The organism is Streptacidiphilus anmyonensis (genome assembly GCF_000787855.1).
GTDB lineage: Bacteria > Actinomycetota > Actinomycetes > Streptomycetales > Streptomycetaceae > Streptacidiphilus > Streptacidiphilus anmyonensis.
On sequence record NZ_BBPQ01000008.1, the window covers coordinates 47,596 to 65,675 of the forward strand.

Genomic DNA, 18,080 nt, shown 5'->3' on the forward strand with positions numbered 1-18,080 from the left:
GCTCCCTCAGAAGGCCGGAATGACCGAGCCCGAGAAGGTCTGCTCGATGTACTGCTTGACCTGCGGGGAGTGCAGCAGTTCGGCCAGCTTCTTCACACGCGGGTCGTTCTGCTCGCCGTTCTTGACGGCGAGGATGTTCGCGTAGGGGTTGCCCTGCGCCTTCTCCAGCAGCAGCGCGTCCTTGGTCGGGTTCAGCTTGGCGTCGAGGGCGTAGTTGCCGTTGATGACGGCGGCGTCGACGTCGCCGAGGGTGCGCGGCAGCTGGGCCGCGTCGATCTCCTGGAACTTCAGGTGCTTGGGGTTGTCCGTGATGTCGTCCGGGGTCGCCGTGGTCCCGGCGCCGCCCTTCAGCTTCAACAGGCCGTTCGCGGCCAGCAGCTGGAGGGCGCGGCCCTCGTTGGTGGCGTCGTTGGGGATGGCGACGGTGGCGCCGTCGGCGAGCGCGGCGGCGGACTTCACCTTGTTCGAGTACAGGCCCAGCGGCTCCAGGTGGACGGCCTCGACGGACACGATGTTCGTGCCGTGGGTCTTGTTGAAGTCGTCCAGGTAGGGCTGGTGCTGGAAGTAGTTGGCGTCGGCGGAGCCGTCCTGGACCGCGAGGTTGGGCGTGACGTAGTCGGTCACGACCTTGACCTGGAGGTTCAGGCCGGCCTTGGCGGCCAGGTTCTTCTGGATGTACTCGAGGATCTGCGCGTGCGGCGTGGGGCTCGCGACGACGACCAGCGGCTTGCTCGCGTCATGGGACGAGCTGCCGGCGGACGAGGTCGACGAGGAGGAGCCGCAGGCGGCGAGGGTGAGGGCCAGCGCGCTGGTGGCGAGGGCGGCGGTGGTGAACTTCACGGAGGTGCGCACGAAAAGTGCCCTTCCAGTCGAGGTGGTGCGGTGGTTCAGCGCTGGACGGAGCCGGTGAGCTCCGGTTCCCGCGCGGGGGTCTCCGCGGCCTTGGGGGCGGCGGAAATCTGGGGGGTGACCCGACGTCGGAACGTCCGGTGGGTGGTGGGGCGCTTGTGGTCGAGGCCGCGGGCGAGGCCCTCGCCGACGAGCTGGACGAGCGTCACCAGGACGACGAGCTCGGCGGCGATGACCCACATGAAGGTGGTCTCGAAGCGCATGTAGCCGTAGTTGATGGCGAGTGTGCCGAGCCCGCCGCCGCCGACCGTGCCGGCCATGGCCGAGTAGCCGACCAGTGCGATCACGGTGGTGGTCAACGCGGAGACGAGAGCGGGGAGCGCCTCGGGCAGCAGTGCCTTGCGCACGACGGCCCAGGTTCCGCCGCCCATGGCCTGCACGGCCTCGACGAGGCCGCCGTCGACGTCGGCGACGGCGGTCTCCACGAGCCGGGCGAAGAACGGGATCGCGCCGACGGCGAGCGGCACGGTCGCGGCCTGCCAGCCGAGCGTGGTCCCGGTGACCCAGCGGGTGAACGGGATGATCGCCACGATCAGGATGACGAAGGGCAGCGAGCGCCCGACGTTCACGACCGTGCCGAAGAGCTTGTTGACGCCGGCGTTCTGCAGCAGGCCGCCGCGCCGGGTGAGCGCGAGCAGCAGGCCGAGCGGCAGGCCGACCAGGACGGTGGCGAGGGTGGCCAGGCCGACCATCCAGACCGTCTCCTGAGTGGCCTGCACCAGCAGCGGCTGCATGTCGTTCCAGCCCATTACGCGGCCACCTCCACCTGGAGGCCCTGCTCGCGCAGGTAGCCGATCGGCACGACGTTCTCGTCGAAGCTGCCGGGCAGTGAGACGCGCATCCGGCCGACCTGACGGCCGCCCAGGGTCTCGACGGCGGCGCCGATGATGCTGACGTCGACGTTGTAGGTGCGGGCCAGCTGCGAGATGAACGGCTGGGCCGTCGCCTCGCCCTGGAAGGTGATGTCGAGGAGGGTGCTGCCCTGGAGGGGCTCGCCCTCGCCGAGCGGGAACAGCTCGCGGGCGAGCTCGGATCCGGGCCGCTCCAGCAGCTCGTGCAGGGTGCCGGACTCGACGACGCGACCGGCCCGCATGAGCGCGGCGGAGTCGCAGACAGACTTGATGACGTCCATCTCGTGCGTGATGAGCAGCACGGTGAGGCCGAGCTGGTGGTTGAGGTCGCGCAGCAGCTGCAGGATGGAGCGGGTGGTCTCCGGGTCGAGCGCCGAGGTGGCCTCGTCGGAGAGGAGCACCTTGGGGTCGCCGGCCAGCGCGCGGGCGATGCCGACGCGCTGCTTCTGGCCGCCGGAGAGCTGCGCCGGGTAGGCCTTCGCCTTGTCGGCCAGGCCGACCAGCTCCAGCAGCTCGCGCGCCTTGGCGACGCGCTCACGGCGGCTCAGGCCGGTGAGCTCCAGCGGCAGTTCGACGTTCTCGGCGACGGTGCGCCGGGCCAGCAGGTTGAAGTGCTGGAAGACCATCCCGATGGAGCGGCGGGTCGCGCGCAGCTCGGCGGGCGAGAGCGCGGTCAGCTCGCGTCCGTCGACGCTGACGCTGCCGGAGGTGGGGCGCTCCAGCAGGTTCACGCAGCGGATCAGGGTGGACTTGCCGGCGCCGCTGGTGCCGACGACGCCGTAGACCTCGCCCTGGCGGACGTGCAGGTCGACTCCGTCGAGTGCGGCGATCTCCGTGGTCGAGCCGGGACGGCCCTGGGCGCGGTAGACCTTACGCAGGTCAGAGGTGGTGATCACAGTGTTTCCGTGGGTCGGCGCGCGAAGCCGTGCGTGCGGCCTGTCTCGCGCGGGAAGGGTGTGCGGGGCGGCCCGGAGCGGTGCTCTACGGGCGGGTCTTGCGCTGGGCGGGAAGGCTCAGCAGCCGCACATTCGACAACAGCGCGTCATGCCGCGCATGCCACGACCACCTGCCGGCATCGCGCCGGTGCTGTGGGTGTGCGTGGTCGTCGTCATGGGAGTCAGTTAAACAGATGGTCTGCGGATCACCCAAAAGGGGCGTCCGGAGTATGAGACGAAGTGTGGACGCTTCGCGAGACGTCGCTGGTCAGCGCCGCCGACAGGGCCAGGGTCGTGCCGCCCCGGGGACGTGGGGAGAGCCCGGGGCGGCGCGCGTCACGCGGTGGCGGCCAGTTGCTCCGCCGGATGGGCGGCCTGCTTCTCCAGCACGATGAAGCTCAGCTTGTTGTTGATCTCCTCGACCTGGGTCTGGCGGTAGCCGAGGCGCTGGTAGAGGCGCAGATTGCCGATGCTGCGGTGGCCGGTGAAGAGCCGGTAGCCGGTGGGCGGCCGCGGCCCGGAGGCGAGCTGCCGTTCCATCGCGCTGAGAAGTCGGCTGCCGAGTCCGTGCCGCTGCATCCGCGGGTGGACCATCAGGCGCCCTATCCGGCCCACGCCGTCGGCGTCGACCCAGCCACGGACGCTGCCGACGACCTCGTCGCCCAGACGGGCCACCAGCACCTGGTGCTCCTTCAGCTCCGTGCGCAGGCTCTCCAGCGTCTGCGTCAGCGGGTCGATGGCCCAGTCACCGTAGAGCTCGGCTTCGCCCTGGTAGCAGAGGAACTGCAACTTCAGGATCCGCTCGGCGTCGTCCTCGGTGGCCACCGAGGTGGTCACGCTCATGCCCACGCGCTTCCTCCCTTTCTCGTGAGCCCGGCCGCGCGGTGTGCGAGGGGAGTACGACCGGGTTGCCCTGACCGGAGGTGTGGTCTGCCTGACGATCATGCGTCGCCATCGGCATACGTTCCAGTCCCCTTTACCCCGCGGCCTCCCGGTTGCAACCTCGCGCCGCGAGCCGACCGCGACCGGACCACGACCCGCACCCGAGCCGACTCGGGTACTTGTAATTCATCACACGATGAATTACTTTCGAGTCCTGGGCCATCACAGACCCAGGGGCATCACCGAGCGATGGGGGAGCACGACGATGAACACTGCTCAGAACCGCGACTACGACGTCCTGGTCGTCGGCGGCGGACCGACCGGCCTGCTGCTCGCCGGGGACGTCGCCGCCGCCGGCCTGCGGGTCGCCCTGCTGGAGAAGCGCACCGAGGAGTCCGAGCTCACCCGCGCCTTCGCGGTCCACGCCCGCACGCTGGAGGAGCTCGACGCCCGCGGCGTCGCCGACGAGCTGCTGGGGACGGGCGCGCGACTGACCAGCCTCAGCCTCTTCGGCGCCGTGCGGGTCGACATGAGCAAGCTGCCCAGCCGGTTCCCCGAGCTGCTGATCACCCCTCAGTACCAGACCGAGCGCGTCCTGCTGGGACGGGCCCTCGACGCCGGCGCGACCCTGCTGCGCGGCGCGGAGGTCACCGCCCTGCGCCAGGACGCGGACGCGGTCGAGGTGGACGCCGTCGTCGACGGCGGGACCGTCACCCTGCGGGCCGCGTACGCCGTCGGCAGCGACGGGGTGCGGAGCACCGTGCGGCGGCTGCTCGGCGTCGACTACCCCGGCGAGTCGGCGATCTCCTCGGTGATGCTGGCCGACGTCCAGCTGGACACCGAGCCCGAGGACGTCCTGACCGTCGGGGCGAGCAGGCAGGGCTTCGCCTTCATGGCCCCCTACGGCGACGGCTGGTACCGCGTCATCGCCTGGGACCACGCCGAGCAGCTCCCCGACTCCGCGCCCGTCGACTTCGAGGCGATGAGCCGCCTGGTGACCTCGGTCCTCGGCAAGGACTACGGGCTGCGCGACCCCCGGTGGACCTCGCGCTTCCACAGCGACGAACGACAGGCCACCAGCTACCGGGTGGGCCGGGTCTTCCTCGCCGGCGACGCGGCGCACTGCCACTCCCCCGCCGGCGGCCAGGGCATGAACACCGGCCTGCAGGACGCGGCGAACCTCAGCTGGAAGCTGGTCGCGGCGGTGCGCGGCTGGGCCGCGCCGGGCCTGCTCGACAGCTACCAGGCCGAGCGGCACCCCGTCGGCGCGCACGTGCTGCGCACCTCGGGCGGCCTGCTGCGCCTGTCGATCGGTCAGTCCGCGCCGCTGCGGCTCGCCCGGGGGCTCGCGAAAGCCCTCGGCTCCCACCTCGCGCCGCTGGCGCGGCGCGGCGGCATGGAGGTCTCCGGCATCTCCGTCTCCTACCGCGAGCAGGCTCCGGCCGGCTCCCACCGCCTGGTCGGCGACCGCGCGGCGGACATCGACCTCACGAGCGCGGATGGCGACAAGGCCCCGACCCGCCTCTACGAGGCGCTGCGCGAGGGACGCTTCGTCCTCGTCGGACCGGCCGGCTCGGCCGATGCGGACGGCTCCGCCGAGTTCCCCGACGACTGGTGCGACCGCGTCGTGACGGCCACCGCCCCGAGCCTCACCTCGGAGTGGGTCCTCGTCCGCCCCGACGGCTACGTCGCCTGGGCCGCGGACAACCCCACCCCGGCCCAGGTCCGTGCGGGCCTGACGGCCTGGCTGGGCAACTGAGCCGGCTGCACCCCCCAGGGGCGCGGGGCTGTGCCGACATGCGGCTCCTCCCCCAGCCTTCGGCCGGGAGGTGCCCCCAGCGTGGGCGCGACAAGCCACTGACACGCAGCTGGTCCTCAATGAACAGGGCCGTGCGCACAGGGTGGTTGCTCGCGCAGTTCCCCGCGCCCCTCAAGGTGCTGCCACTAGATGTCCGGGCCGAGGCGGCGGCGGAGGCACTCCAGGCAACGCGACCGGGTCGGGCCGATGCTGCCGCGCGGGATGCCGAGACGCGCCGCGAGAGCGGCGTAGTCCGCCGTCGGATCGTCAAGCAGCGCAGCGAACAGCGCGCCGCAGCGGGCGGGTAGGCGTGAGACCGCGGCGCGCAGCCGCGCCGCGCGCTCTTGGGCGAGGTGGTGGGTCTCGGGGCAGCCGCCGGTACGGGGAAGCCGCAGCCCGGCGGGGATCTCAGCGTTGGCCATGCCCTCGGGGACGCTCGGCGAAGCCTCCCCGGCTGCCGCCCGGAGGCCGTTTCACCCGCACGGCGGACTGCGCGTCATCAGATGATCAACGGAATGTAACCCAGACCACCGCAGGCCGCGTACCCGGCGGTAACAGAAGGCCACTAGGATCACCGCATCCCGTTACGCGCAACCCGCCCGCGACAGCGCTCGGCCACGACGGAGGCACGGTGTTCTACTGGACGCTCAAGAAGATCATTGTCGGCCCGCTGGTCCGCACCCTCTACCGGCCTCGGGTCACGGGTCTGGAGAACGTCCCCGTCGACGGTCCGGCGATCATCGCGCCGAACCACCTCTCCTTCTGCGACTCGGTCTTCCTCCCGCTCGCGGCACCGCGTCAGGTGCACTACGTGGCCAAGGAGGAGTACTTCATCGGCAAGGGCGTCAAGGGCCGGCTGATGGCGTGGTTCTTCACCGGCGTCGGCGCGGTCCCGGTGGACCGCAGCGGCGGCCGGGCGTCCATGGCCGCGATCGACACCGGCATGGCGCAGTTGGAGAAGGGCCGCCTCTTCGGCATCTACCCCGAGGGCACCCGCTCCCCCGACGGCCGCCTCCACCGGGGCCGCACCGGCGTCGCGCATCTGGCGCTGGCCAGCGGTGCGCCGGTGATCCCGGTCGGGCTGGTGAACACCGACCAGGTCCAGGCGAACGGCAGCATGCGCTGGCGCCGGCCGTTCCGCGTCCGGCCGGAGATCCACTTCGGCAAGCCGCTGACCTTCGAGCGCTACGAGGGCATGCAGCGGGACCGTTTCGTGCTCCGCGCCGTCACCGACGAGATCGTCTCGGCGATCCTGGACCTCTCCGGCCAGGAGTACGTGGACATGTACGCCACGAAGGCCAAGCTGTTGGCCGCGAAGGCGGCCAAGGCGGAGACCCCGAAGGCCGGTCAGGAGAAGCTGAAGGACGCCGCCTAGATCCGCCTGGACCCGGCCGGATCAGAGCGGACAGAGCGGATCAGAGCGGAACCCCCTGGACCCGCCCGCACCGGCGTGCGAGGCTGCCCGCATGGACGTGAAGATCGACATCAACGACTGGGAGCGGCGCAGCGCCCAGGCCTGGGCCGAGATCGACGGCTACTACGAGCGGGGCGAGGCCGGTGAGGCCGAGTTCCGCGCGCGGATCGACGCGCTCGCCGCCGAGCTGCCGCAGGACAGCCCCGTGGTTCCGTTCGAGCGTGCCTGCGCGTGGGACTCGACCGGCCACTCCGACAAGGCCGTTCCGCTCTACCGGGAGGCTCTGGACCGCGGCCTGGCGGGCATGCGCCGACGCCGGGCCGTGGTCCAGATGTCCAGCTCGCTGCGGAACGTGGGCCGCGTGGCGGAGGCGGTCGAACTGCTCACAGCGGAACGGGACAACCACGACCCGGACGCCGCCGTGCTGGACGACGCCGTCGCCGCCACGCTCGCGCTCTGCCTGGTCGACTCGGGCCGCGAGCGGGAGGCCGTCTCGGTCGCGCTCTCCGCCCTCGCTCCGCATCTGCCGCGCTACCAGCGGTCGATGGCCAACTACGCCCGGCTCCTGGTCGAGCCGGAGTAGACCGGAGCAGACAGGCGGCCCGCCTCAGAACCTGCGCAGGAACGAGCCGAGCGACTTCGCCGCGGTGTCGGCCAGGTTGGCGAACGCCTGGCCGAGCTCGTCCAGGTCCTCGGCGAAGGTGTTCGGCTCCCGCCGCTCCGACGGGCCCTGCGACGTCCCGGGCTCCGGCACGACCACCGCGCCCCGGTAGCCGACCGGCCCCTCGTTGACGCGCTGGGACCACCCCTGGAACGAACTCCCGTCCTCCGTCAACCCGATGGACGCCGAGCAGGCCCGCTGGTCGGTCCAGGCGACACGCTCGAACGGGGTCTCCTCGCCGACGGCGAGGTGGAACGTCAGCGGCCCGCCCTGGTGCCAGCGGCCGCCCCAGCCGGCCTCGGTCGTGAAGGCGTGCGTATCGGCCGGGTCGGCGTCACCGGGGAAGGACTGACGGTCGGTCAGCGCGCCGCGCAGCTCGTACCACCGGCCCTCGGCGTCGCGGGCGTGGCCGTAGAAGGTGTGGAGCTCGAGCGCGAACTCGACCGACGCCTCCGCTCCGGACCGCACCCGCCAGTCCAGGCGTGAGGGCATCGCGCCCTCGCCGGAGTCGACATGCAGACGCCAGGCCGCCGCGGGCTCCCACTCCTCCGCTCCAGGCGCGCGCCGGTCGGTGCGGTAGGTCAGCAGGGACTGTGCGAACGACTCGGCCAGCCACGCCCGTTCGGCGGCGTCGCGATCCCAGACGGGCTCGGCCAGCACGCGGTAGAGCCACAGCTGCGAGCGCGCGTCGGAGGCCGTGCGGAGCGTCAGCGTGTTGCTTCCGCCCGGCTTGAGCAGCTCCGCGGGCACCGCGAAAGTGATCTGCTGAGGGAGGTCTCCCCCACCGGGTATGCGGAAGTCGGCCACGACCGTCCGGGAGTTGACGGCGAGCTCCAGCGGTGCGTAGCCGGGACGCGAGCCCAGCTTGGAGACGAGGGCCCGGACTTTGACCGTGAGCTCGTCCCTGACGCCCTCCTCGGGAACGTCGAACAGGAGGGTGACCGCCGCCCCGGCGTCCAGCGCGAAGTGGTCCCGCGCGAAGCGGGCCCGTTCGGAGGTGACCGCCGCGTTGCCGGTCCGGGGGGCGGCGGCGGAGAAGTCGGCGAAGACAGGCTGCACGTGGGCTCCAACATCGGGCATGGACTCGGCTGAGACTCTGCTGACATGCGGCTCCACCGCATGGCGCGTCACCACCCCGTGCAGTGGGTCCCCAAACTAACAGGGCCGACCGACACGAAGGGTCCGATGCATGTGGCGGAGCCCACCGCCGAACAGACGCGGTGTCAGCGTCAGCGCATGCCGCCGGAGGCGAGGATCACGTCCCCCGTGATCCAGCGTGCGTCGTCGGACGCCAGGAAGGCCACCAGCGGGCCGTAGTCGTCCGGGGTGCCCGTACGGCCCAGCGGGGTGTCGGCAATGGCCTGCGCCTCCTGAGCCGAGCCGACGAATCCCATCGCCCTGGTGCCCTCGGTGTCCGACGGTCCGGGCATGATCGCGTTGACCCGGATGCCCCGCGGCCCGAGCTCCTTGGCCGCGGCGATGGTGAACGCGTTGACGGCGCTCTTGGACGCGACGTAGAGCGAGCTGTAGAGCGGGTGGGTGAGCGTGCCGGCCGTCGAGACGTTGACGACCGACGCGGCGCCGATGTCGTCCTGTGCGGCCAGGGCCTGCGTGGTGAGGATCGTCCCGAGCACGTTCGTGGTCATCTCGCGCTGGAACTCCTTCTCGGTGATGTCCGACAGCGGCATGAAGACGGCCACGGCGGCGTTGTTCACGAGCACGTCGACGGGTCCGTACTCCTCGCGCGCCCGATCGAACAGGCGGCGCACGTCTCCGCCGCGGGCCACGTCGGCCTGGACCGCGACCGCCCGGCCGCCCTCGGCCGTGATGTCCGCGACGACCCGCTCGGCGCCCGTCGCGTCCTCCCGGTAGTTCACCACGACGGCCGCGCCGGTCCTGGCCAGCGTCCTGGCGATCCCCGCGCCGAGGCCCTTCGACGCACCGGTGACGATCGCCGTACGTGCGTTGTTGCTGCTCACAGTGACTCCTGGAACGTTCTCGAACGTTGATGCCTGCGGAAGTCACCGTAGGAAAGCGGGTTTCCACGGGGAAGTACGTACTTTTTTGTAAGCTCATGCGGTGACGGAAACCCAGCAGGTCGCAACGGCAGCGCGGCTCCTGGCCCATGACACCTTCGATCAGAGGTGTCCGCTGCGGCCGATCATGGACCAGACCACGAGCCGTTGGGCGACCCTGATCATCTCGGCCCTCATCGCGGGCCCGCACCGCTTCGCGCAACTGCACCAGCGGGTCGGCGGCATCAGCCAGAAGATGCTGTCGCAGAACCTCAAGGCCCTGGCTCGGGCCGGGCTCGTCGACCGCCGGGTCACGCCCACCAACCCGCCGCAGGTCACCTACAGCCTGACGGAACTCGGGGTCAGCCTGGCGGGTCCGCTGACCGAACTCATCCAGTGGTTCGGGCGGCACGGGGACGAGCTCCTCGCCAACCAGGAGCAGTACGACATACGGCAGGACTCGCCCGACGCGTCGCCCGTCCCACCGCAAAGGTGAAGGTGCCGGGGTCGGCCGTCGTACGACGGCCGACCCCGGCACCTTCCGACGCGGCGGACCTAGCGCTTCGCGTCCAGCCACTCCTGCTGGAGCGTCAGGTTGGCCTTGACCTCGGCCAGTTGGACCGCGACCGCGTCCGGGGCGGTGCCGCCGCGGCCGTTGCGGGCCGCGATCGCGCCCTTCACCGACAGGACCTCGCGGACCTCCGACGTCAACTGGGGGCTGATCTCCGCGAACTGCTCGTCCGTCAGATCCCACAGCTCCATGCCGCGCGGCTCGCAGAACTTGACGCAGGCGCCCGCGACCTCGTGGGCGACCCGGAACGGGACGCCGCGCTTGACGAGCCACTCCGCGATGTCCGTCGCGAGGGAGAACCCGGCCGGGGCCAGCTCCTCCAGGCGCTCCTCGTGGACCGTCAGCGTCGCCATCATGCCGATGAAGGCGGGCAGCAGCACCTCGAGGGTGTCGCAGGAGTCGAAGACCGGCTCCTTGTCCTCCTGGAGGTCGCGGTTGTAGGCGAGCGGCAGCGCCTTGAGCGTGGCCAGCAGACCGGTCAGGTTGCCGATGAGGCGGCCCGACTTGCCGCGGGCCAGCTCGGCGATGTCCGGGTTCTTCTTCTGCGGCATGATCGAGGAGCCCGTGGAGAAGGCGTCGTGCAGCGTGATGAAGCCGAACTCCTTGGTGTTCCAGATGATCACCTCCTCCGCGACGCGGGAGAGGTTGACACCGATCATCGCCGTGATGAAGGCGAACTCCGCGACGTAGTCGCGCGAGGCCGTCCCGTCGATGGAGTTGGCCGCGGAGCCGCCCTCGAAGCCGAGTTCGGCGGCGACGTACTGCGGGTCCAGGCCCAGCGAGGAGCCGGCCAGCGCGCCGGAGCCGTAGGCCGAGACGGCCGCGCGCCCGTCCCACTGGCGCAGCCGCTCCGCGTCCCGGGCGAAGGCCTGGACGTGCGCCAGCATGTGGTGCGCGAAGAGCACCGGCTGGGCGTGCTGCAGGTGGGTGCGGCCGGGCATGGCCGTGGCCGGGTGGGCCTCGGCGAGGCCCACCAGCGCCTGCTGGAGCTCCAGCAGCAGCCCGCCGACGATCCGCGCGTGGTCGCGCAGGTACATCCTGCCGAGCGTGGCGATCTGGTCGTTGCGGGACCGGCCCGCGCGCAGCTTGCCGCCGAGCTCGGGGCCGAGCCGCTCCAGCAGGCCGCGCTCCAGCGCGGTGTGCACGTCCTCGTCGGCGACGGTGCCGGTGAAGGCGCCCGACTCGACGTCGGCGAGCAGGACCGTCAGACCCTCCAGCATCCGGGCCAGTTCGTCGTCGCTGAGCAGCCCGGCCCGGTGCAGGACCTTGGCGTGCGCCTTGGAGCCGGCGATGTCGTAGGGGGCGAGCCGCCAGTCGAAGTGCACACTGGCCGACAGCGCGGCCAGCGCCTCCGACGGACCGTCGGCGAACCGCGCACCCCAGAGCCGGACGTCTTCGTTCTTCGCCATCGTGATCCGGCCGCCTCAGCCTTGGAGGTCCCGCTTCGCCGCGATCTTCGACGACATGCCGAAGATCTCGATGAAGCCCTTGGACATGGACTGGTCGAAGGTGTCGCCGGTGTCGTAGGTGGCGAGGTTGAAGTCGTAGAGCGACTCGGAGGACTTCCGGCCGTCGACGACGGCGCGGCCGCCGTGCAGGACCAGCCGGATCTCGCCGGTGACGTGCTGGTTGGCCTCGTCGACGAAGCCGTCCAGGGCGCGCTTGAGCGGGGAGAACCACAGGCCGTCGTAGACCAGCTCGCTCCAGCGCTGCTCCACCTGCCGCTTGTAGCGGGCCAGTTCGCGCTCGACGGTGACGTTCTCCAGCGCCTTGTGCGCGGTGATCAGCGCGATCGCGCCGGGAGCCTCGTAGATCTCACGGGACTTGATGCCGACGAGACGGTCCTCGACCATGTCGAGGCGGCCGACGCCCTGCGCGCCGGCCCGGCGGTTCAGCTCCTCGATGGCCTGGAGCACCGTGACCTTGCGGCCGTCGATCGCCACCGGGACGCCGGCCTCGAAGGAGATGACGACGGTGTCGGCCTCGCGCGGCAGCGCCGGGTCCTGGGTGTAGTCGTAGATGTCCTCGATCGGGGCGTTCCAGATGTCCTCCAGGAAGCCGGTCTCGACGGCCCGGCCGAAGACGTTCTGGTCGATCGAGTAGGGGGACTTCTTGGTGGTGGCGATCGGCAGGTTCTTCGCCTCGGCGAAGGCGATGGCCTTGTCGCGGGTCATCGCGTAGTCGCGGACCGGGGCGATGCACTTCAGCTCGGGCGCCAGGTTGGCGATGCCGACCTCGAAGCGGACCTGGTCGTTGCCCTTGCCGGTGCAGCCGTGGGCGACGGTGGTCGCGCCGTGCTTCCTGGCGGCGGCGACCAGGTGCTTGACGATGACCGGCCGGGACAGCGCGGAGACCAGCGGGTACTCGCCCTGGTACAGCGCGTTGGCCTTGATCGCCGGGAGGCAGTACTCGTCGGCGAACTCGTCGCGGGCGTCCGCGACCTCGGCCTCGACCGCGCCGCAGGCGAGGGCGCGCTCGCGGATCACGTTCAGGTCCTCGCCGCCCTGGCCGACGTCGACGGCGACGGCGACGACCTCGGCGCCCGTCTCCTCGGCGATCCAGCCGATGCAGACGGACGTGTCCAGACCGCCCGAGTAGGCGAGTACGACGCGCTCGGTCACGGCTTTCTCCAATCACTCACAGGGCAGGCGGGGCATGCGTCCAGGGCCGCTGAAGGCATGGGTGCGGGTGCGGGGAAGCACCGCGGCGACCTAGGCATAATTATGCATGCCGCTGTATGAAATTCAAAGCGGATACGGCCGGGGCCGGGCGGGGTCGCCCGCGCCGTCAGGCCAGCAGCCCGCGCAGGGCGCGCGTGACGATGCGGTCGAAGAGCTCGTCCGCCGACTTGGAGCCCGGGGCGCCCGCGCCCTTCAGGGCGGCGGCGAGGTGCGGATACTCCCCCGTGGCCGCCGCATGGCGCAGGTACTCGTCGCGCGCGCGCCGCCAGGGCGGGGGTTCGGTGGCGTCCAGCTGCTTGGCCAGCTCGGCGCGGGCGAGGGAGGCGACCAGGGACTGGAGGACGGCGATCGCCTCCAGCTTCTCCTTTCCGCCGAGCGGCAGCTCCGCGAGGCAGGCGAGGCAGCGGTCGAGGTAGACCAGGGTGTTCGGACCGACGGGCGCGCTGCCCGCGAAGACGTCGAGCAGCCACGGGTGGCGCAGGCAGACCGCGCGGGCCTCGCGGGCGAGCGCGAGCAGGTCGTCGAGCCAGCTCCCCGCCCCCAGGCCCGCGTAGGAGATCTCCGCGTTGACGCGGTCGGTCATCAGCTCGACCAGCTCGTCCCGTGTGGCGACATAGCGATACATCGACGCCGGCGCGGACCCGAGCGACTGGGCGACCGCGCGCATCGTCACGGCGGCGAGACCCTGCGCGTCGGCCAGCGCGACGCCCGCCTCCGCGAGACGGTCCCGGTCGAAGGCCGGCGCGGGTCCGCGCCCGGAACGCGCCGGGCGGAGCCAGATGCTGGTCTCGGACTGCTCGGCCTGCTGCAACGACTGCCGCTCCGACTGCTCCGCCACAGAACGGACCCTTCTTTTCTGCGAACGCCGTATGCAGTATCTTAGTCGGCAGAATACTGCGAACGCTGATCGCAGAAACAGGAGAGGAATCCGCACCGTGGCGATCATGGGACGACTGCTCAAGAACAGGCGCGCCGGCGAGGAGCACGTCGCCTGGCACCGCGCCAACCTGGACGGCCCCGACACCCTGGACCTGCGCAGCGACGCCTTCGCTCACGGCGCGACCATGCCGCTCGCCCAGGTGGGCCGCCGCGCCGGGGGCGGGAACGTCTCCCCCGACCTCGCCTGGAAGCCCGCCCCGGCCGGGACGGCCCAGCTGCTGTTCGTCATGGAGGACCCGGACGTGCCGATCAGCTCCCCGGCCGTCCACACCGTCGCCCTGATCGACCCGGAGCTGACCGCGCTGCCCACCGGGGCGCTCGACGCGAAGGCCCCCGCCGAGGGCGTGCGGATCCTGCGCTCGACCTTCAGGTCGGGTTATCTCGGCCCGGAGCCGATCAAGGGCCACGGTCCGCACCGGTACGTGTTCCAGCTGTTCGCCCTGGAGAACGCGCTGGACGGCGCCGCGCTGGCGAAGGCGCGCCCCCGGGAGGTGCTCGCGTCCGTCAACGGCCCGATCCTGGCCCGTGGACGGCTCGACGGGATCTACGAGCGCTGAGCGCGCGGCGCGCGGCGGGCGGGCGTCAGGGGAAGACGTTCTTCGGGGTGATCACGGACGTCACGGCCGTGGCGAGCAGGTCGCCCGGGGCGTTGGCGACGTTGCCCTGGTACGGGACGTCGGTGTTCACCATGACCACCAGCGTGGCCCGCTCCGAGGGCAGGTAGACGTCCACGGTCTCGTAGCCCGGCACCTCGCCGTTGTGGCCGATCCAGCCGTTGAAGTCCGCGACGCCGAGGCCGTAGCCCAGGCCCGGCTGACCCGTGGGGATGAACCTCAGCCGCTGGGCCTGCGTGTGACGCGACAGCAGCGTCCCCCGGTAGAGGTCGTACGCCCAGTCGTGCAGATCCTTGAGGTCGGAGACCATGTCGGCGTCGGCCCAGCCCCAGCTGGTGCTCCAACCGGTGGCGTCCGCGACGGTGCCGTTCAGGGTCTGCGCGGTGTAGCCGTGCGGGCGGGGCCGCGGCAGGTAGGTCGTCGGGGTCATCACGCTGTGGTCCAGGTCGCTGGGCGCGATGACGCGCCGGCCGACGTCGTCGCTCAGCGACGTGTGCGTCAGCTTCTCGATGACCAGGCCCAGCAGCACGGTGTTGGAGTTCGAGTAGAGGTACTGGCTGCCGGGCGGGAACAGGTTCGGGTGCCGGTACCCGTAGGAGAGCAGCTGCTGCGGGGTGAACGACCTGGTGGGGTGGGCCAGGAAGTCCCTCTCGAAGCCGTTGTCCGCGGTGTACGGGTACAGACCGCTGCGCATGTCCGCGAGGTCCCGCAGCGTGATCCTGTGCCCTTCCGGGACACCGGCGACGTACTTGGAGATCGGGTCGTCCAGGTGCACCCGGCCCTGGTCGACCAGCTCCAGCAGGGCCGTGACGGTGAAGGTCTTCGTGACGCTGCCGATGCGGGTGTTGACGTCGGTCCGCATCGGCTCGCCGGTCTTCTCGTCCGCGACGCCGAACGCGCGCACGAAGCGCCCGTGCCCCGGGAGCCAGGCCCCGACGACCGCGCCGGGAATGCCGTACGTGCGCATCGCGGTCCGGATCGCGCGGTCCAGCCGCGTCTCCAGCGCCGGGGACAGCCCGTCGGCCCCGCCGGGGTCGGCAGCCGCCGAACGAACCGCGACCGCTCCGGCCGACGCCGAGGCGCCGGCCGGAGCGGTCGCGAACGGGACGAGCGCGGCCGCCGCGCACGCGGCGGCCAGCAGGCCGCGCAGACGCGTCCGTCGTGGACCTTGGACCTGTTTCACCGGCACGCCTGCCCTTCGGTTCGCGGGAGCCCCCGGAGCAGGCTGCCAACGAACCGCGGCCACACCGGGCCGTGGCACGCCGCCGCCCCGCCGAACAGTCGTACCGGTCCACCCGACCGGGGCGCCCGCGCCCACCAGGGCCCGGGTCGCCACCCACGGCGCGGGCCGGGCCGGACCCGCATCCGAGGGCCGGCCCTGACCCGGCACGGCTGCCGAGCGCGGGATCGCCCACCGCTCCGCGCCCCGCTCGCCCTGCGCGACGCACCGCAAGCACCCGCACCGGCCACCGCCCCGCGCCTCGCCGCGGGGCGCGAGGCGCGAGGCGCGAGGCGCGAGGCGCGGAGCGTGTGCCGCGAGCCACCTGCCGCCGCGAGCCCGGCAGGCCGAGAGGCTCGGCCTGCGGCAGGGCGCTGGGCTCAACCCGCGGCAGGGCGCGGGCGCAGCGGGGGCGCGCGTCAGGACAGGGCCTGGGCCAGGTCCTCGTACAGGTCCTCTACGTCCTCGAGGCCGACCGAGACGCGGAGCACCGACGCGTGCGGACGGGCCTCGGGCGCGACCGGGCGGTGGGTGAGCGAGGCCGGGTGCTGGATCAGGGTGTCCACGCCGCCGAGCGAGACCGCGTGGGTGATCAGCCGGCAGCGCTCGGCCGCACGCGCGGCCGCGTCGAACCCGCCGCCGAGGGAGAAGGCGAGCACCGAGCCCGGCGCGGACTGCTGCCGCCCGATCAGGCCGAGGGGGTCGCAGTCCGGCAGGCCGGGGTAGAAGACGCGGTCGACGCCGGGCTGCCCCGCGAGCCACAGGGCCAGCTTGCCCGCGCCCTCGGACTGGTGACGCACCCGCAGCGGCAGGGTCTGCAGGCCGCGGTGGAGCAGGTAGGCGGAGAGCGGGTGCAGGATGCCGCCGGTGACGGCGCGCACCGGGCGGATCTTCCGGGCCCAGACGTCGCTGGTGGCGACGACGCCGGCGAGGACGTCGCCGTGGCCGCCGAGGTACTTCGTCGCGCTGTGCACGACGATCGTGGCGCCGTGCCGGATCGGCTGCTGGAGCACGGGCGTGGCGAAGGTGTTGTCGACCAGCAGCGGGACCTCGCCGCAGCGGGCGGCCAGCGCGGCGAGGTCGACGAGCTCCAGGGTCGGGTTGGCCGGGGTCTCCACGACGACCAGGCCGGTGTCCGGGCGGATCGCGGCCTCGACGTCCTCCGCCGTCGCCCAGGTGACCTCGGTGCCGAGCAGGCCCGTGGCGAGCAGGTGGTCGCTGCCGCCGTAGAGCGGGCGGACCGCGACGACGTGGCCCTTCCCGTCGGCGCGGGCGGCGAGCAGGCAGGCGCTGATGGCGGCCATGCCGGAGGAGAAGGCGACGCCGGCCTCCGCGCCCTCCAGCTCGGCGAGCGCCTGCTCGAAGCGGGCGGTGGTCGGGTTCCACAGGCGCTGGTAGACAGCGCTGCCGCCCTCGGGGATCAGACCGCCGGTCGCGAGCGACTCGTAGCTGTCGCCGCCGCTGCCGACGCCCGGCAGGGGGTTGGTCGTCGACAGGTCGATCGGGGGGACGTGCACGCCCAGGCCGCGCAGGTCGGTGCGGCCGGCGTGGACGGCACGGGTGTCGGCGCGGGTGGCGTCGGACAGCATGGGGAGTCCTCCTCGTCGAGGGCTGTGGAGCCGGACGGCCCAGGTCGGGGCCGCGGCGGTGCCCCCACAATGAAGATCCGACGCATTCGACGCCACAGTTCCGCAGAAGATTCGGATTCCCCGCGTCCCGTTGTGTACTTGTTCGGGCTCGGCGGGCACGATGGGCCCTGTGCCGAAGAATCCGCAGCCCGCGCTCGCGCCCGTGGACCGCGCCATCCTGCGCCTGCTGGCGCAGGACGCGCGGATGCCGAACAACGCGATCGCGGAGGCGGTCGGCATCGCACCGTCCACCTGTCTGACGCGGATGCGCGTGCTGCGCGAGCGGGGGGTCATCCGCGGCTTCCACGCCGACGTCGACCCGGCCGCGCTGGGGCTCGGCATCCAGGCGATGATCGCGGTACGGCTGCACGCCCACACCAAGGAGCGGATCTCCAGCTTCACCGCCGAGATCCCCCGCCTGCCGGGCGTCATCGCGGCCTACCACCTCTCCGGCGCGGACGACTACCTGCTCCACGTCGCCGTCCCGGACACCGACGCGCTTCGCGACTTCGTGCTGGACCACCTGACCGCGCACCCGGCGGTCGCCCACACCGAGACCAGCCTCATCTTCGGCCACATGCGCGGCGAGGCCGTCACCTGAGTCCGCCCCCGCCGGCCCCGGCCTGGGATGCGCACTCGCGGCGCCGCGTCGATCGTTGAGCTATGCGAGTCGTCACGTGGATGGAGCAGGGTCTGGCCCCGGCCGCCGACGGTCCCGTTCGCTGGCGTGTCTTCCATGCCGCGGACGGTCCGCAGTGGACTCTGTGCGAGAAGAGCACCAACGGGCTGCACGCGGTCCCCACCGGCGTCGAGCAGTGGCCGCCCACCCTCCGGGGCAGCGACACCGTCTGCCCCACGTGCGAGGCGCGGGCCAAGGAGCCGCTGTCGTACTACTGAGGCGCCCCGCCGTGGAGGGGCGCGGGCAGCAGCGGGCCCCCGCGCCGAACGCTGCGCGGGGGCCCG

At 72.0% G+C, this 18,080-nt stretch carries 19 protein-coding genes; 7 read left to right on the forward strand and 12 right to left on the reverse strand.

The window, feature by feature from the left end; all coding sequences use genetic code 11:
• Positions 1-6 precede the first annotated feature (6 nt).
• The 4 genes from TR50_RS10925 to TR50_RS10940 form a co-directional block, all read right to left on the reverse strand.
• Entirely contained in the window at positions 7-852 is an 846-nt protein-coding gene (locus TR50_RS10925) for a MetQ/NlpA family ABC transporter substrate-binding protein (RefSeq protein ID WP_042418498.1), read from the reverse strand.
• 35 nt (positions 853-887) lie between these two features.
• Positions 888-1,658: a methionine ABC transporter permease gene (locus TR50_RS10930; protein WP_084700087.1), complete on the reverse strand. Its 771-nt coding sequence runs from the start codon at positions 1,656-1,658 to the stop codon at positions 888-890.
• On the reverse strand, positions 1,658-2,656 hold the full coding sequence (locus TR50_RS10935) for a methionine ABC transporter ATP-binding protein (protein WP_042418501.1): 999 nt from the start codon (positions 2,654-2,656) through the stop codon (positions 1,658-1,660). Before TR50_RS10935 ends, TR50_RS10930 begins: the two co-directional genes overlap by 1 nt.
• A 375-nt stretch (positions 2,657-3,031) precedes the next feature.
• A complete protein-coding gene (locus TR50_RS10940) occupies positions 3,032-3,544 on the reverse strand; it encodes a GNAT family N-acetyltransferase (protein ID WP_042418504.1) in 513 nt (170 codons plus the stop codon).
• A 298-nt stretch (positions 3,545-3,842) separates the two neighbouring features.
• Between TR50_RS10940 and TR50_RS10945 the strand changes: the two genes are divergently transcribed.
• Positions 3,843-5,336, forward strand: a complete 1,494-nt coding sequence (locus tag TR50_RS10945; RefSeq protein ID WP_042418507.1) for an FAD-dependent monooxygenase — start codon at positions 3,843-3,845, stop codon at positions 5,334-5,336.
• A gap of 185 nt (positions 5,337-5,521) precedes the next feature.
• On the opposite strand, the gene TR50_RS10950 is transcribed toward TR50_RS10945, so the two are convergent.
• Positions 5,522-5,797: an RNA polymerase sigma factor gene (locus TR50_RS10950; protein ID WP_052440915.1), complete on the reverse strand. Its 276-nt coding sequence runs from the start codon at positions 5,795-5,797 to the stop codon at positions 5,522-5,524.
• Positions 5,798-6,006: 209 nt separating this feature from the next.
• Here TR50_RS10950 and TR50_RS10955 point away from each other — a divergent pair, with 209 nt between their 5' ends.
• Both TR50_RS10955 and TR50_RS10960 read left to right on the forward strand, forming a co-directional pair.
• Positions 6,007-6,750, forward strand: a complete 744-nt coding sequence (locus tag TR50_RS10955; protein ID WP_042418509.1) for a lysophospholipid acyltransferase family protein — start codon at positions 6,007-6,009, stop codon at positions 6,748-6,750.
• Between the two features lie 91 nt (positions 6,751-6,841).
• Complete coding sequence (locus tag TR50_RS10960; RefSeq protein ID WP_042418512.1) at positions 6,842-7,372, forward strand: tetratricopeptide repeat protein; 531 nt, start codon at positions 6,842-6,844, stop codon at positions 7,370-7,372.
• Between the two features lie 24 nt (positions 7,373-7,396).
• Here the strand turns inward: TR50_RS10960 and TR50_RS10965 are convergent, their stop codons facing one another.
• Positions 7,397-8,530, reverse strand: coding sequence for a hypothetical protein (locus tag TR50_RS10965; RefSeq protein WP_152648350.1), 1,134 nt, complete (start codon positions 8,528-8,530; stop codon positions 7,397-7,399).
• Between the two features lie 149 nt (positions 8,531-8,679).
• Entirely contained in the window at positions 8,680-9,429 is a 750-nt protein-coding gene (locus tag TR50_RS10970; RefSeq protein ID WP_042418515.1) for an SDR family NAD(P)-dependent oxidoreductase, read from the reverse strand.
• A 100-nt stretch (positions 9,430-9,529) separates the two neighbouring features.
• Between TR50_RS10970 and TR50_RS10975 the strand changes: the two genes are divergently transcribed.
• Positions 9,530-9,961, forward strand: a complete 432-nt coding sequence (locus TR50_RS10975) for a winged helix-turn-helix transcriptional regulator (protein ID WP_042418519.1) — start codon at positions 9,530-9,532, stop codon at positions 9,959-9,961.
• 59 nt (positions 9,962-10,020) lie between these two features.
• Here the strand turns inward: TR50_RS10975 and argH are convergent, their stop codons facing one another.
• From argH to TR50_RS10990, 3 genes are all read right to left on the reverse strand, one after another.
• Positions 10,021-11,445: an argininosuccinate lyase gene (argH, locus tag TR50_RS10980; RefSeq protein ID WP_042418522.1), complete on the reverse strand. Its 1,425-nt coding sequence runs from the start codon at positions 11,443-11,445 to the stop codon at positions 10,021-10,023.
• A gap of 15 nt (positions 11,446-11,460) precedes the next feature.
• Complete coding sequence (locus tag TR50_RS10985) at positions 11,461-12,657, reverse strand: argininosuccinate synthase (protein WP_042418530.1); 1,197 nt, start codon at positions 12,655-12,657, stop codon at positions 11,461-11,463.
• A 166-nt stretch (positions 12,658-12,823) separates the two neighbouring features.
• Positions 12,824-13,555 carry a TetR/AcrR family transcriptional regulator gene (locus tag TR50_RS10990; RefSeq protein WP_236654370.1) on the reverse strand — a complete coding sequence of 244 codons (732 nt, stop codon included), beginning with the start codon at positions 13,553-13,555 and terminating at the stop codon, positions 12,824-12,826.
• Positions 13,556-13,661: 106 nt separating this feature from the next.
• Between TR50_RS10990 and TR50_RS10995 the strand changes: the two genes are divergently transcribed.
• Entirely contained in the window at positions 13,662-14,213 is a 552-nt protein-coding gene (locus TR50_RS10995; protein WP_042418876.1) for a YbhB/YbcL family Raf kinase inhibitor-like protein, read from the forward strand.
• A 25-nt stretch (positions 14,214-14,238) separates the two neighbouring features.
• On the opposite strand, the gene TR50_RS11000 is transcribed toward TR50_RS10995, so the two are convergent.
• Positions 14,239-15,453, reverse strand: a complete 1,215-nt coding sequence (locus tag TR50_RS11000; protein WP_236654371.1) for a serine hydrolase domain-containing protein — start codon at positions 15,451-15,453, stop codon at positions 14,239-14,241.
• Positions 15,454-15,908: 455 nt separating this feature from the next.
• Positions 15,909-17,078 carry a trans-sulfuration enzyme family protein gene (locus TR50_RS11005; RefSeq protein ID WP_042418533.1) on the reverse strand — a complete coding sequence of 390 codons (1,170 nt, stop codon included), beginning with the start codon at positions 17,076-17,078 and terminating at the stop codon, positions 15,909-15,911.
• A gap of 160 nt (positions 17,079-17,238) precedes the next feature.
• Here TR50_RS11005 and TR50_RS11010 point away from each other — a divergent pair, with 160 nt between their 5' ends.
• Positions 17,239-17,718, forward strand: coding sequence for an Lrp/AsnC family transcriptional regulator (locus TR50_RS11010; protein WP_042418537.1), 480 nt, complete (start codon positions 17,239-17,241; stop codon positions 17,716-17,718).
• 62 nt (positions 17,719-17,780) lie between these two features.
• Positions 17,781-18,014, forward strand: a complete 234-nt coding sequence (locus TR50_RS11015) for a hypothetical protein (protein WP_042418541.1) — start codon at positions 17,781-17,783, stop codon at positions 18,012-18,014.
• The last annotated feature ends 66 nt before the right edge of the window (positions 18,015-18,080 follow it).

Coding starts and splice junctions, on each gene's coding strand:
- TR50_RS10930 (WP_084700087.1), bottom strand. CDS start 1,658: ATGGGCTGGAACGACATGCAGCCGCTGCTGGTGCAGGCCACTCAGGAG.
- TR50_RS10945 (WP_042418507.1), top strand. CDS start 3,843: ATGAACACTGCTCAGAACCGCGACTACGACGTCCTGGTCGTCGGCGGC.
- TR50_RS10950 (WP_052440915.1), bottom strand. CDS start 5,797: ATGGCCAACGCTGAGATCCCCGCCGGGCTGCGGCTTCCCCGTACCGGC.
- TR50_RS10960 (WP_042418512.1), top strand. CDS start 6,842: ATGGACGTGAAGATCGACATCAACGACTGGGAGCGGCGCAGCGCCCAG.
- TR50_RS10965 (WP_152648350.1), bottom strand. CDS start 8,530: ATGCCCGATGTTGGAGCCCACGTGCAGCCTGTCTTCGCCGACTTCTCC.
- argH (WP_042418522.1), bottom strand. CDS start 11,445: ATGGCGAAGAACGAAGACGTCCGGCTCTGGGGTGCGCGGTTCGCCGAC.
- TR50_RS10995 (WP_042418876.1), top strand. CDS start 13,662: ATGGGACGACTGCTCAAGAACAGGCGCGCCGGCGAGGAGCACGTCGCC.
- TR50_RS11005 (WP_042418533.1), bottom strand. CDS start 17,078: ATGCTGTCCGACGCCACCCGCGCCGACACCCGTGCCGTCCACGCCGGC.
- TR50_RS11010 (WP_042418537.1), top strand. CDS start 17,239: ATGGGCCCTGTGCCGAAGAATCCGCAGCCCGCGCTCGCGCCCGTGGAC.
- TR50_RS11015 (WP_042418541.1), top strand. CDS start 17,781: ATGCGAGTCGTCACGTGGATGGAGCAGGGTCTGGCCCCGGCCGCCGAC.